The following is a 12523-nucleotide window of genomic DNA, read 5'->3' on the forward strand; positions in this document are numbered from 1 at the left end:
TCACGGGGCGGGGCGCGTGTGACGCGGATCACTCCGCGGGGTCAGCGGCTCACTCCATGAGGCCGGGCTTCGGCCCGGGCGCCGGGCGTGGGCCCGGCACCCGGTGCCTGGCTCACTGGCCGGCGGTCTTCTTCTTGCGGAGGAAGAACACCGCGCCACCACCGACCACGACGAGCACGGCGGCGATGCCGGCGATCATCGGGGTGGCGTTGGAGCTGCCGGTCTCGGCGAGGTCGCCGCCACCGGTGGTGGTGCCGCCCGTGGTGTCACCGGTGGTGCCGCCCGTGGTCGACGGGGTGGACGGCGTCGCCGAGGGGGTGGTGGAGGGGGTCTCCGACGGCTTCGGGCCGGGGGTGGCCGTCTTGCAGTCCAGGACGCCCTCGAAGGTCTCCTCGAAGCCGTTCGGGCCGGTGATCGTGAACTTGTACGCCTCGTCCTCGGCGAGCGGGACCGTGATGGTCTTCGTCTCACCGGCGGCGACCGTGTACGAGGTGCCCTTCAGGTCGAAGGTCCAGGCCTCGTCGCCCTTGTTGGAGGCGATGACCTCCAGGCCGCCCTTGGCGCAGTCCTTGGCGACCGAGACGGACGGGACGGCACCCTTCTTGGCCCACGTGGCGGAGGCCTTGGCGGTGACCGTGGAGTCGCTGGAGCCGGCCAGGATCAGGGTCTGCGACGGGCCGTCGACGGAGACGAAGGCGCGGCCGAGCGAGACCTTGGTGGTGGCCTCGGCGGTCAGCTCGGCGGTGCCGTCGGCGGTGCCGGCCGGAACGTCGAAGTAGACCTGGTCGCCGTTCTTGGCCTCGGTGACCGCCTTGCCGTCCTTGTCGACGACCTTGACGCCGGCGGGGGCGCCGGGGGCGGCCGCGAGCTTGGCGGTCTCGGCGTTGGTGGTGACGGTGATCGGGCCGAGCTTGTCGCCGGCCTTGCCCGCCACGGTGGCCGGGGAGAGGCCCAGGGAGGCCGTCGGCTCGTCGAGCTCGACCGCCTTCTCCAGCAGGTACTCCTTCAGCTTCTCGGCGTCCTCGTCCTTCGGCGTCGCGACGACGTCGTCGGAGAGGGTCCAGATCGCGGCCTGAGTGCCGGCTGCGGCCTCCTGCTTGGAGAGGTCGGCGCCCACCTTGCCGCCGAGGGTGTCGGCGGACAGCTTCGGGTAGGCGTTCTCCAGGATCCAGAGGATCTTGCCCGCGTTGCCGTTGTTGTGCAGGGAGGACTCGTCCCAGCCGACTTCCTTGTAGTCGAAGTCGCGCTTCGCCCCGGTGCGGAGGTCGATGCAGTAGGTGAAGAGGGTGCCTCCGCCCTCGACCTCCATCTTGAACAGACCACCGTTGACCGGCCACTTGGTGCCGTCCTTCTCGGTGATCTCGACAGCGCCGGCGTCGTCGGTCATGCCGCGGAACTTCGCCATGACACCGCCGGTGCCCGGGGCGCCTTCATCGGCCAGCGCCGGACCGGCGGTCGCTATCGCACCGGTCGCGACGAGGCCGGAGACCAGGATCGTGGCTGCCAGGCGGGCAACACCACGCCCACGAACTGAAAACATTGGATTCCCCTCCGGGCGAGTCGCTCCGCGAACTTGGTCGATTCGCGTGGGGGGAGCGCACGCCAGCAGAACTCACAGACTCAATGGGCTCACGTGCCACATGAGTATCCGGGAATCCTAGGGACGCAGAACCCCCCGGTGCCCTGTCATACGGTCAGATAACCATTCCGACTCGGAATTGTTATCGCGCAAGCGAGTTGGTCGACAAATCCCCACCACGCAAGGTCAGGACGTGGTTACCAGCTGCGGAGTCACCGCCGCCCCCTCCTCCGCCGCCACCGCCCACGGGTCCTGCTCGGCCGGCCTGGACTCCGCCCGCGCCGCGCGCCGGAAGGCGGCCGTCCCCCGGCTCAGGTCGTGCCCCACGGCCACCGCGTCCACGTCCACGAACGTCTTGCGCTGCCCGTCGCGCTCCTCCTCACGGACCTTCAGGCGGCCGTGCACCACGAGCGGTTCCCCGACGGAGACCGAGGCGGCGAGGTTGGCCCCGAGCGAGCGCCAGGCCGACACCGTGTAGAAGCTGGTGTTCCCGTCGGACCAGAGTCCCTTCTCCCGGTCCCAGCGGCGCGCGGTCACCGCGAACCGGAAGCGGGCCACCCCGCCGGCCACCGTGTCCCGGTACTCCACCGCCGTCGCCACGTTGCCGACGAGCGTCACGGTCGTGTCGTTCATGGTTCCGCCCTCACCCTCACGTCGTACTGCTCCGTGAGAACCATGCTGGGGCGGCCGGAAAGATCCCGCTCGGGCCTGTGGACAGCCGCGCGCCGGGGGACAACTCCCTCACCCGGAAGGGTGGCGAGCCCTGTCCGGGTGAGCGTCCTACCTCCCCCGCACCCCCGCCCTCGTGGCGCCCAGCCGTGTCGTACCGGAGCGGCCGCCGCCGACGACCCGGGCGGCCACCGAGGGCCGCGCGCCCACCACCGTCGCGTACTGCTCGCGCACCTCCCGGTAGCGCATCAGCTCCGCCGCCACCGGGTCGAGGACCCGGGCCCGGCCGCAGGCCGCCGCCGCCTCCCGCAGGCGGCGCTCGGCCTCCTGCCCGTACCGCCTGGCCGGGCCCTTCACGGCGCCCTCGCAGGCCCATTCGACGAGCGGACCGCCGATGATCCCGCCGAGCATCACGAGGACCGGCGGCAGCAGCCCCGGCTCCACCACACCCACGATCTGGCCGATCAGCCACAGGGCGCCGAAGATCTGCAGGAGCGTCATCACCGCCTGGGCGAGGACGGCCGCGGGCCACCAGGAGGGCCGCGGCGGCCGGGCCGCCGGGTCCCCCATGGAGACCGTCAGCTCGTCCAGGGCCTCCGGCAGCCCCTCGGCCCCGCGCGCGGCCGCCTCGCGCACCGCCTGCGCCCAGGGCGCCGGGAGCCCGCGCGAGGCCTCGTCGGCGACGATCCGTACGGCCTGCTCGACGCGCTGGCGTGCCGTCAGTTCGTCCTCGACGGGGGATTCGAGGTGCGGGTCGGTGGAGCCGTGCGCGCGCAGCCGCTCGTACCAGCGGTAGAGCCGCAGCCAGGGCGTGCCGCAGGCGCGGATGGCGCCCCGGCGCCAGACCCGTTCGGCGGCCTCGCCCGCGGCGTGGGCGCCGACGGCGGCGGCGAGCCGGTCCGTGAAGGCGTCCCGGGCCCGTTCGTCGAGGCCGGGTCGCCCGTCGGCGACGTACGCCTGGCGCAGCCGGGTCGCCGCGGCGTCGACGTCGGCGGCGAGGCGGCGTTCGGGAGCGGTGCGCTCCTGGACGAACCGGGCGATGAGTTCGCGGAGTTCGGGAATGCCGTCGCCGGTCAGCGCGGAGACGGCGAGGACGGTCGCACCGGGCTCGCCGTGCTCGCCGAGCGCCACGCCGTCGTCGTCGAGGAGGCGCCGCAGGTCGTCGAGGACGAGGTCGGCGGCCTCGGTGCCGAGCCGGTCGATCTGGTTGAGGACGACGAAGGTGACCTCGGCGTGCCCGGCGAGCGGCCGCAGGTAGCGCTCGTGGAGGGCGGCGTCCGCGTACTTCTCGGGGTCGACGACCCAGATCACGGCGTCGACGAGGCCGAGGACCCGGTCGACCTGGTCGCGATGGGCCGTGACCGCCGAGTCGTGGTCGGGCAGGTCGACGAGGACGAGCCCCTGGAGTTCGGTGTCGCCCGCGCCGCCCGCGAGGGGGCGGCGGCGCAGCCTGCCGGGGACGGCGAGCCGGTCGAGCAGCCCGGCGGCGCCCTCGGACCAGCTGAGCGCGATGGGCGCGGAGGTGGTGGGGCGGCGCAGGCCGGTCTCGGAGACGGGCACGCCGGCGAGGGCGTTGAAGAGGGTGGACTTCCCGCTTCCGGTGGCCCCGGCGAGGGCGATCACGGTGTGCCGGGAGGAGAGCCGCTGACGGGCGGCGGCCTCGTCGAGGACGCGTCCGGCCTCGGCGAGGGCCTCGCTCTCGACGCGGGTACGGGAGAGCCCTACGAGCTCGTGGAGGGCGTCGAGGCGGCTGCGGAGGGGGCCGCCGTAGCTGCCGCCGAGGGGTGGCAGGTCGTCCTCGTCCTGCGGCGCCTCCGGCACCTTCTCCTCCGCGGCGGCGGCCCTCTCGGCCGCGCGCCGCGCGATCAGGCCGTCGTCCCAGCGCTCGCGGCCGCGCTCCCGGTCGTCGTCCACCACGTCACTTCTCCTTCTGCAGTACGGAGAGCGCGGCGATCAGCTCCGCCTGCGGCTCGGGGGTCACGTCGAGCGCGTCGAGGGGGGCGAGGCGCAGGTCGCGCTCGGCGTCCAGGACGCGGTCGACGTACGAGAGGACCAGGTCGCCGCCCTTGTCGCGCAGCCGCAGGGCGGCCTGGGCGCCGAGGAGTTCGGCGAGCCGCTCGCCCGCGGCGCGGGCCCGGCGGCCGCCGAGGAGGGAGGCGGCGAGGAGGGCGGCGACGGTGTCGGGCTCGGGCGCGGCGCTGCGGGAGCCGGAGGGGCGCTCCACGTTCCGCACCTCCTCCTCGGCCAGCTCGTCGAGGACGCGGCGCCAGCGGCGTACCTCCACGCCGATCCGCTCCGCCGCCTCCCGGTCGCCGCCGGTCCGCAGCGGGCCGAGGGCCTCGGAGGCGGGTTCGCGGCGCCAGGTGTCCCGGACGCGCTCCTCGGCCGCGGAGACCGCGCAGTGGAGGAGGGCGGCGAGGGACTCGGCGAGGGCGTCCAGGAGCTCCTCGGTGGTGCTGTCGCGGGGGTAGCCGCGCCAGCGGGTGCGGGCGTCCCCGGCGAGGACGGCGCCGCGGCCGAGCTCCTTGCGGACGCGCTTGCGCTGCTCCCCGTACGCGGCTTCGACGACTCCGCCGAGGCGGCCGGCCGCGGCGTACTGGGCGGCGACCGCGCCGGCCAGCTCGGGCAGCCGGGCGTCGAGGGAGTCGATGACCCCGGAGGCGGTCCGGTCGGCGGCCTGCTGCCGGGCGGCCGGGTCCTGGGCGCGGTGGGCGAGCCAGCCGCGGAGCGCGGCGACGGCGCTGTCGGGCAGCAGCCCGCTCCCGCCGTCCGCGGACTCGGGCAGCTCGGGGATGGTGAACCGGGGTACGTCGCCGAGGCCGGCCTTGTCGAGCAGCGCCTCGTACTGCCGGGAGACCTCGCCGATGACCTGGTGGGGGACGCGGTCGAGGACGGTGACGAGGGTGGCGTCGTACTCCTTCGCGGTACGGAGCAGGTGCCAGGGCACGGCGTCGGCGTACCGCGAGGCGGTGGTGACCATCACCCAGATGTCGGCGGCGCAGATCAACTCGGCGGCGAGGAGCCGGTTCTCGACGACGAGGGAGTCGATGTCGGGCGCGTCGAGCAGGGCGAGCCCCCGGGGCAGCGAGGCGGCCGTCTCGACGCGCAGCGCGTTCTCCTCGGGGGCGGGCTCGTCGACGGGGCGGTCCTCGTCGGACTGGGGCAGCCAGACGCGGGTGAGCTGCGGGAGGACCCGCACCCCGGCGAACCAGTGGTGGTCCTCGGGGTGGCAGACGAGCACGGGCGTCCGGGTCGTCGGCCGGAGCACGCCGGACTCGCTGACGCGGCGCCCGACAAGGGAGTTGACGAGGGTGGACTTCCCGGCCCCGGTGGATCCGCCGACGACGGCGAGGAGCGGGGCGTCGGGGTCCTTCAGCCGGGGCACCAGGTAGTCGTCGAGCTGAGCGAGCAACTCGGCGCGGGTCTGGCGGGCGCGGGGCGTGTCGGGGAGGGGCAGTGGGAGACGCACGGCGGCGACTCGGTCGCGCAGGGCGGAGAGTGCGTCGATCAGCTGAGGCCGTTCGTCCAAGGTCACCACATGCGAAGAATGCCCAATTTATGAGTGTTTTTGAAGCCTATTGCGACCCTGCGCGCCGAAGAGAAGGGTGGTGACCGGAAGGTCGGGCATAACGAGTGCACAACACCCGCCCCGAGCGGCGCGAAAAGCGCTGCGCGAATCGCACCTGCCTGCGATTATCGGTTCGCTTCACCGAACCTCCACATCGTGCCACGCAGGTGAAGCAACCGGGCCAAGGCGATCGGAGCCCTATCCTTGTCCCGGCAAGGCCACACCCCACCCACCAGGGGCTCCTGGCCACACGGCCACCACCCGGCCCCCGTAGCTCAGTGGATAGAGCAGGTGCCTTCTAAGCACTTGGCCGCAGGTTCGAGTCCTGCCGGGGGCGCATAGGCGAAGACCCTCCTTCGGGAGGGTCTTTTTGCTGGTCAGGACGGGGTTCGGTGGACGGCGGAGGTGCCGGACGCACCCCTTGGCGGGGTCGGGCGCGTCCGGCGATGTCCGGCTGATCCCGGGTTTCCGCGGGTGGCTGCGGAGAATACGCGGGAAGGTTTTCAGCCTCTCGGCGCGGCCGGGTCCGGGAGCTCCCCCGCCTGCTCGATCCGCTGCTTCAGGTCGTCCTCGGCGGCTGCCACTCGATCACGCGCCGGTTCAAGCCCGGACCGCTTTATGCCTCCGGCCCGTAGTCGAATGCGTCGAGGTGTCGGCGCAGCAGGTCGCTGATGTCCGCCTGCGCCCATCCGGTCGGCAGCGGCGAGGGGGTGTCCTCGCCGTTCGCCATGGCGAGGCTGCTGGCGAAGCGTACGAGGTTCGGTGCCGGGGCGAAGGAGTCCCGCAGCCAGACGGCGAAGGCGCCGGCTTCGTCCGCGGTCACGTCGATGAGGGTGATGTACGCGTAGTCGGGCTCGGCCATGGCCGCGGTGCCATCCACCCATACGCCGGGTGCCAGCTCGATCTCGAAGTCCAGCACCGTCATCTCGCGGAGACCGGAACTCCGGTGCCCGATGGCGGGATCGGGGTATGCCTCTCGCAACGCCCGCTCCAGTGTGGCCGGCGTGGCGCGCCAGGCTCCGCCGTCCCCCTCGGGAGGGTAGAAGGCGAAGTTCGTCCGGATGTTTCGTTCCGTGGCCATGGTCCTCCTTGTTCGCGGGGGACATACCGCGCGTCGAGCCGGGCGCGCCCGTCATTGTCGGCATGGCCCGACGAGGTGCGTCACCAGCCGCTTGTCTTCTTCCGCCTTCGCCTGCGGGCAGGCGAGGCCGGCGTTGCGCGCTGGTGAACTGCCCTGCTGGGGAGGAGTGCTTGGTCGTCGGCGGCTACCAGGGCGGGTGCGGGCAGCTTCGGCGTTGCCCTGGCGAGGGCCTGCTCGGCGTGCCCCCGCCCCATGTGCCCCGCAGGTCAGGTACGCGTCTCGACGTCGAGTTCCGCGAGCAGGTTCCGGGTTCGGCGCTCGATCTCGTCGCGGATGGGGCGGACGGCCTCGACGCCCTGTCCGGCGGGGTCGTCGAGCTGCCAGTCGAGGTAGCGCTTGCCGGGGAAGACGGGGCAGGCGTCGCCGCAGCCCATCGTGATCACGACGTCGGACGCCTGGACCGCCTCCACCGTGAGGACCTTCGGGGTCTCGGCGGCGATGTCGATGCCGACCTCCCGCATGGCCTCGACCACGGCCGGGTTGACGGTGGCGGCCGGGGCGGAGCCCGCGGAGCGGACCTGTACGCGGTCGCCGCCCAGGTGGGCGAGGAAGGCCGCGGCCATCTGGGAGCGGCCCGCGTTGTGCACGCAGACGAACAGGACGGACGGGGTGCTGGGGGTGCTCATGAGGCCAGGACGCTTTCTGCCGCTTCCGCGACGGTACGGGTGGGGGTCGGGCGGCGGCCGAACGTGATCGCCACCAGTGCCAGGCCCGCGGCCGCCCCGACGAGCTGCGCGCCGATGAACGGGGCGACGGAGGCCGGGGCGATGCCGGCGAAGGTGTCCGTGAAGGCGCGGCCGATCGTGACGGCCGGGTTGGCGAAGCTGGTGGAGGAGGTGAACCAGTACGCCGCACCGATGTACGCGGCGACCAGCACAGGGGCGAGGTGGGCGCGGCCCGCGCGGGTCAGGCCGAAGATCAGCCAGACCAGGCCCGCCGTGGCCACGGCCTCGGCCAGCCACAGGTGGCCGGCGGACCGGTCGTGCGTCGAGAGCTCCACCAGCGGCCGGCCGAACATCGCGTCCGCGAGGACCGCGCCGCCGATCGCCCCGGCGATCTGGGCGGGGACATAGGCAGCCGCCTCCCGGAGGGAGAAGCCCTCGCCGTCGAACCAGGCGGCGAGCGTCACGGCGGGGTTGAAGTGCGCGCCGGACACCGGGCCGAGCAGGGCGATCAGCACGCCCAGGCCGAAGACGGTCGCCAGGCAGTTGGCCAGGAGCTGGAGGCCGACGTCCTGGGTGAGTTCGGTGGCCTGGATCCCGGAGCCGACCACCACGGCGACCAGCGCGGCCGTACCGAGCCCTTCGACCGCCGCCCGCCGTATCAGCGGGGTCGCCCCGCTCATGCCTGGGCCTTCACTGGTGCGCCGGGGATCTGCAGCAGCGCGGACAGCTGGGCCAGGGCCTCGGGCAGGACCCAGTAGTACACCCAGGTCCCGCGCCGCTCGGAGCCGACGAGGCCGGCCTCGCGCAGCACCTTGAGGTGGTGGGAGATCGTCGGCTGCGACACGTCGAACGGGCCGGTCAGGTCACAGACGCACGCCTCGCCGCCCTCGTGCGAGGCGATCAGCGACAGGAGCCGCAGCCGGACCGGGTCCGACAGCGCCTTGAACATCCGCGACAGCTCCACCGCGGCGTCCTCGCCCAGCGGCTCGCGGACCATCGGCGCGCAGCACGCCACCGTGTCGTCGTCCTGCCCGACCAGCGGCAGCAGACCAGCTTGTTTCGACATTCCTCAATATTGACAGCCGTCGATCCCGGTGGCAACCTCGGCTGTATCGACAGACGTCGAAACAAGCCGCCTCCGGATACCCGGACGTACGGATGGGAGACCGCCATGTCCCGAGTCCAGCTCGCCCTGCGCGTCGCCGACCTCGAAGGCTCCATCGCCTTCTACTCCAAGCTCTTCGGCACCGAACCTGCCAAGCGCCGCCCCGGCTACGCCAACTTCGCCGTCACCGAACCCCCGCTCAAGCTCGTCCTCATCGAGGGCGAGCCCGGCGACGACACCCGGCTCGACCACCTCGGCGTCGAGGTCGCCACCACCCAGGACGTCGCCGCCGCCACCGGCCGCCTCAAGGACGCCGGCCTGGCGACCTTCGAGGAGAACGACACCTCCTGCTGCTACGCCCTCCAGGACAAGGTCTGGGTCACCGGCCCCGGCAAGGAGCCCTGGGAGGTGTACGCCGTCAAGGCCGACGCCGACACCCTGGAGAAGGGCTCCACGGCCCCGGCCTCCTGCTGCGGAACCGGCGGGACCGCCGCCGTGGCTCAGACCGACACCACGGCAGTGTCCGGTTGCTGCGGCGGCTGACCGCTCGCGTCAGCGCGTACGCCCCGCCGCCCGGGCCACCACCCGGGCCACCGGGCGGCATCAGGCCCGTCAGGCCGCGCGGCGGTTGTCCTCGGCGTCGCAGGGCAGTTCGGTGGCCGGGTGGTGTGCGAGGAAGTCGCGGGCGGCCTGGCGTTCCGCTTCGCTGATCGCCGTCGGCTGCACGTCGATGATGCCGCCGAACGACCGGTCCACGTCCCGGATGATGACCAGCGTCGCGGTCAGGAGCGCGGTGATCACGGTGAGCGTGATCAGCTGGCCGCGGTTGTTCCTGCGCGGCAGGCAGATGGATGCGGACGGCGCGGGCGCAGCAGACGGCGTCGGCCTGGATCCGCGCCCGCTGGGCCGCGGGGGGCGTACTCGGCGGTCTCCACGAGCTGGTCCAGGGCGCGGGCCTCGCCGCGCGAGGCGACCTCGGCCTTCCCGTACGAGCCGTTCGCGGTGACCAGGACGAAGGCCAGGAGCAGGACGGTCAGCGTGAGGAGGGGGCCGACGAGGTCCTTGACGGCCATCCCCGTGTCGTCGCCCTCATTGAGCAGTCTCGGTCGCAGGAATCCGTTCGCCGCGAAACCCGCGAGCAGAACCAGTACGGCGACGACGAGGACGAGGACCACAGACGGCCACATCCGAGGACGGACGAGGAGTTCCCCCGCGGGGACGCAGGGCGCCGTGATCATGCCGTGGCCTTCACCGGGACCGTCAACGCAGAAACGATCCACACCCCGAGCGAGGGACGCCCCTTCCGCCGGGAGGACGCCGCCCGCGAGCTCGTCGCACCCCCGCACGGAGGACCGCTCGGCGGATTCCTCGACCCATAGCGTTCACTCTCAATTCATTGCAACGGATCAGGCTTCGCGCGTTGCGTTAGGTCCCGATTCATTGCAATGAAATTGCGGCCTTCACCTGCATTGATAGCGATCTCGCGCAACGATCGCGTTGCCATACTCGTGAATGCAACGTAGCTTTTCCTTCATCGGAAACGACGAGTCCAAGGAGAAGCACCATGCAGAAGTTCGACACCACCGCCCCGATCTCCGCCGTCCTCGACATCCCCGCCGGGCGCATCCGGTTCATCGCCGCCGACCGGACGGACACCGCGGTCGAGATCCTGCCCGCCGACCCCTCCAAGAGCCGTGACGTGAAGGCGGCCGAGCGGACCGGGGTCTCCTTCGCGGACGGGGTGCTGCGGATCGACGCCCCCGCCGCGAAGAACCAGTACTTCGGTCCCTCCGGGGCCGTCGAGGTGACCGTCCAGCTGCCCGCCGGCTCGCGGGTCGAGGCGAAGGCGGCCGCGGCCGAGCTCCGCGGGGTCGGGCGGCTCGGCGACGTCACCTTCGAGAGCGCGCAGGCCACCGTCAAGCTCGACGAGACCGCGGGCGCCCGCCTCACCGTGCAGGCCGGCGACATCACCGTCGGGCGGCTGGGCGGCGACGCCGAGATCAGGACCCAGAAGGGCGATCTCCGGATCGACGAGGCCATGCGCGGCACGGTCGTGCTGCGGACCGAGGCCGGCGAGATCACCGTCGGCGCCGCCCGCGGCGTCTCCGCCTCGCTCGACGCCGGCACCGCCTACGGCCGGGTCCACAACTCCCTCCGGAACGCCGAGGGCGCCGGCGCCGGACTCCGCATCCGCGCCACCACCTCCTACGGCGACATCACCGCCCGCAGCCTCTGAGAACCTACGGCCCGAGAGAGCCTGTGGCCTCTCAGGACCTACGGCCTCTCAGAACGCCGGCCGACGTCCGAGACCGGGCCGAGGTGGCCGAGGTGGCCGAGCTTGTCGGGGTGGGACACGGTGCGGGACGGTCTGGGCTCCCCGAGGGCCCGGGCCTTGCCGCCGCCGCCCCCGGCGAACACGACGTCGGGCGCGAACATGCCGAGCTCAGGTCACCGGGGCGGCCGGGGTGAACACGCAGAACTCGTTGCCCTCCGGGTCCGCCAGGACGTGCCAGTCGATCTCCTCGTCCGCCGCGCGGAGCACGGTCGCGCCCAGGGCCACGAGCCGGTCGGGGGTACCCCACACGTCGAGGTGCATGCGGTTCTTCGTCTTCTTCGGCTCGGACACCGGGTTGATCCAGATCAGCGGGCCGGCGCCGGCCGGGTCGACGAGCGGGACCGGCCAGTGGTCCGGGCGCTCGGCTCCGTCGGCGAGCGGCTTCCGCTGGTAGCCGAGGGCGGCGCACCACCAGTCAGTCGGCCATGGCCTGGTGGTCGACGGCGTCCAACGCGAGGTCCTTGAAGCGGGCCGGAGCCCCGTACTCGTCGCTCATGCCGGCCATGCAAGCACGGGGCCCCGGGTTGGAGGAGGCGGTGGGCGGGGTATGCGACGCGCGTGGTGTTCTTAGGAGGAGCGTCCGTGACCGTCGTCCGGGCCTGCGTACGGGACGACCGGAGCCGTCTCGGCGGGAGTCCCACGGCCGTCCTGGACGACGGGCCGTTCAGCGAGGACGAGCGGCGACGGGTTCCCGGGGCGGCGGGGGCGTCGCACGCCGTCTTCGTCTCGGCGGACGGCGAGCGGGACGGGACCCCGGCGGTGTCTCTTCGATTCTTCACCTCCGAGGGGGAGTTGCCCTCCTGCGGGCACGGGACGGTCGCCGCCCTGGGGTACCTCGCCGCGCGGGTGGGCGCCGACAGGTACCGGGTGTCCCTCCGCGTCGCGGACCGTACGTTCGCCGGCTGGGCCGTGCGGAAGGGCGCGCACACCGAGGTCGGCTTCGAGTCCGGGCCCGTGGAGCTGCGTGAGCCGGCCGGGGGCGAGTCGGAGCTCGTCCTGCCCGCGTTGGGCATCGCCCCGGACATGCTCGGGCCGGGGGTACGGGTCGCCTCCACCGGTCGGCCGCGCCTGCTGGTGCCGGTGGCCTCTCGGTCCGTACTCGCCGCGCTCGCCCCGGACATGGAACGGCTCCGTACCGCCTGCGACCGCCTCGGGCTCCTGGGCTGTTACGTGTACTCCGCGCCGTCGCCCTCGGGGCGGCTCGCGGCCCGAATGTTCGCCCCGTCGATCGGCGTCCCCGAGGACATCGCCAACGCCAACAGCACGGCCTGTCTCGCCGCCCACCTCGCCGGCCGCGGCCTCGACCGCATCGCGGTCGACATGGGCGACTCCCTCGGCAGCCCCGCCACCATCAGCGCCACGGTCCTGACCGGGGCGTCCGGGCCGGTGGTACGGCTCGGCGGCGGGGTCCTGGTCACGCGCCCGGGTTCCCGTCCGTAGGCCGATCCGTCTCCTCCCCCT

General features: G+C 72.9%; 14 protein-coding genes, 1 tRNA gene and 1 pseudogene. 4 read left to right on the forward strand and 12 right to left on the reverse strand.

Annotation, left to right across the window (positions count from 1 at the left end; genetic code table 11):
• Positions 1-112 precede the first annotated feature (112 nt).
• The 4 genes from ACN9M0_RS12115 to ACN9M0_RS12130 all read right to left on the reverse strand — a co-directional run bounded on the left by ACN9M0_RS12115 (position 113) and on the right by ACN9M0_RS12130 (position 5786).
• A complete protein-coding gene (locus ACN9M0_RS12115) occupies positions 113-1540 on the reverse strand; it encodes an LAETG motif-containing sortase-dependent surface protein (protein ID WP_426403575.1) in 1428 nt (475 codons plus the stop codon).
• A gap of 225 nt (positions 1541-1765) precedes the next feature.
• Complete coding sequence (locus ACN9M0_RS12120; RefSeq protein ID WP_426403576.1) at positions 1766-2212, reverse strand: single-stranded DNA-binding protein; 447 nt, start codon at positions 2210-2212, stop codon at positions 1766-1768.
• A gap of 147 nt (positions 2213-2359) precedes the next feature.
• Positions 2360-4165: a GTPase gene (locus tag ACN9M0_RS12125; RefSeq protein WP_426403577.1), complete on the reverse strand. Its 1806-nt coding sequence runs from the start codon at positions 4163-4165 to the stop codon at positions 2360-2362.
• Between the two features lies 1 nt (position 4166).
• The gene (locus ACN9M0_RS12130) at positions 4167-5786 is read right to left on the reverse strand and encodes a dynamin family protein (protein WP_399698087.1); all 1620 of its coding nucleotides are present in this window, start codon (positions 5784-5786) and stop codon (positions 4167-4169) included.
• 294 nt (positions 5787-6080) lie between these two features.
• On the opposite strand from ACN9M0_RS12130, the gene ACN9M0_RS12135 reads away from it, so the two are divergent.
• A tRNA-Arg gene (locus ACN9M0_RS12135) sits at positions 6081-6153 on the forward strand.
• Between the two features lie 279 nt (positions 6154-6432).
• On the opposite strand, the gene ACN9M0_RS12140 is transcribed toward ACN9M0_RS12135, so the two are convergent.
• The 4 genes from ACN9M0_RS12140 to ACN9M0_RS12155 all read right to left on the reverse strand — a co-directional run bounded on the left by ACN9M0_RS12140 (position 6433) and on the right by ACN9M0_RS12155 (position 8688).
• Positions 6433-6897 carry a hypothetical protein gene (locus ACN9M0_RS12140; RefSeq protein ID WP_426403578.1) on the reverse strand — a complete coding sequence of 155 codons (465 nt, stop codon included), beginning with the start codon at positions 6895-6897 and terminating at the stop codon, positions 6433-6435.
• A 266-nt stretch (positions 6898-7163) separates the two neighbouring features.
• A complete protein-coding gene (locus ACN9M0_RS12145) occupies positions 7164-7583 on the reverse strand; it encodes an arsenate reductase ArsC (protein ID WP_366035707.1) in 420 nt (139 codons plus the stop codon).
• Positions 7580-8302: an aquaporin gene (locus ACN9M0_RS12150; RefSeq protein ID WP_426403579.1), complete on the reverse strand. Its 723-nt coding sequence runs from the start codon at positions 8300-8302 to the stop codon at positions 7580-7582. The genes ACN9M0_RS12145 and ACN9M0_RS12150 overlap by 4 nt, the downstream gene beginning before the upstream one ends.
• On the reverse strand, positions 8299-8688 hold the full coding sequence (locus ACN9M0_RS12155; protein ID WP_366035705.1) for an ArsR/SmtB family transcription factor: 390 nt from the start codon (positions 8686-8688) through the stop codon (positions 8299-8301). Before ACN9M0_RS12155 ends, ACN9M0_RS12150 begins: the two co-directional genes overlap by 4 nt.
• Positions 8689-8793: 105 nt before the next feature.
• Here ACN9M0_RS12155 and ACN9M0_RS12160 point away from each other — a divergent pair, with 105 nt between their 5' ends.
• Positions 8794-9270 carry an ArsI/CadI family heavy metal resistance metalloenzyme gene (locus ACN9M0_RS12160; RefSeq protein ID WP_366035704.1) on the forward strand — a complete coding sequence of 159 codons (477 nt, stop codon included), beginning with the start codon at positions 8794-8796 and terminating at the stop codon, positions 9268-9270.
• Between the two features lie 69 nt (positions 9271-9339).
• On the opposite strand, the gene ACN9M0_RS12165 is transcribed toward ACN9M0_RS12160, so the two are convergent.
• Together ACN9M0_RS12165 and ACN9M0_RS12170 are read right to left on the reverse strand one after the other, a co-directional pair.
• Positions 9340-9528, reverse strand: coding sequence for a hypothetical protein (locus tag ACN9M0_RS12165; protein ID WP_426403580.1), 189 nt, complete (start codon positions 9526-9528; stop codon positions 9340-9342).
• 11 nt (positions 9529-9539) lie between these two features.
• Positions 9540-9965, reverse strand: a complete 426-nt coding sequence (locus ACN9M0_RS12170) for a hypothetical protein (protein ID WP_426403581.1) — start codon at positions 9963-9965, stop codon at positions 9540-9542.
• 326 nt (positions 9966-10291) lie between these two features.
• Here ACN9M0_RS12170 and ACN9M0_RS12175 point away from each other — a divergent pair, with 326 nt between their 5' ends.
• Positions 10292-10963 carry a DUF4097 family beta strand repeat-containing protein gene (locus ACN9M0_RS12175; protein ID WP_426403582.1) on the forward strand — a complete coding sequence of 224 codons (672 nt, stop codon included), beginning with the start codon at positions 10292-10294 and terminating at the stop codon, positions 10961-10963.
• A gap of 38 nt (positions 10964-11001) precedes the next feature.
• On the opposite strand, the gene ACN9M0_RS12180 is transcribed toward ACN9M0_RS12175, so the two are convergent.
• Both ACN9M0_RS12180 and ACN9M0_RS12185 read right to left on the reverse strand, forming a co-directional pair.
• Positions 11002-11163 (reverse strand): hypothetical protein, encoded by a 162-nt coding sequence (locus ACN9M0_RS12180; RefSeq protein WP_366035700.1) that lies wholly within the window; start codon positions 11161-11163, stop codon positions 11002-11004.
• A gap of 7 nt (positions 11164-11170) precedes the next feature.
• Positions 11171-11422 (reverse strand): annotated as a pseudogene (locus ACN9M0_RS12185) (VOC family protein); the annotation flags it as partial.
• Between the two features lie 222 nt (positions 11423-11644).
• On the opposite strand from ACN9M0_RS12185, the gene ACN9M0_RS12190 reads away from it, so the two are divergent.
• The gene (locus ACN9M0_RS12190; RefSeq protein WP_426403583.1) at positions 11645-12502 is read left to right on the forward strand and encodes a PhzF family phenazine biosynthesis protein; all 858 of its coding nucleotides are present in this window, start codon (positions 11645-11647) and stop codon (positions 12500-12502) included.
• Positions 12503-12523 lie beyond the last annotated feature (21 nt).

The organism is Streptomyces sp. R-07 (assembly GCF_049913175.1).
Classification (GTDB): domain Bacteria; phylum Actinomycetota; class Actinomycetes; order Streptomycetales; family Streptomycetaceae; genus Streptomyces.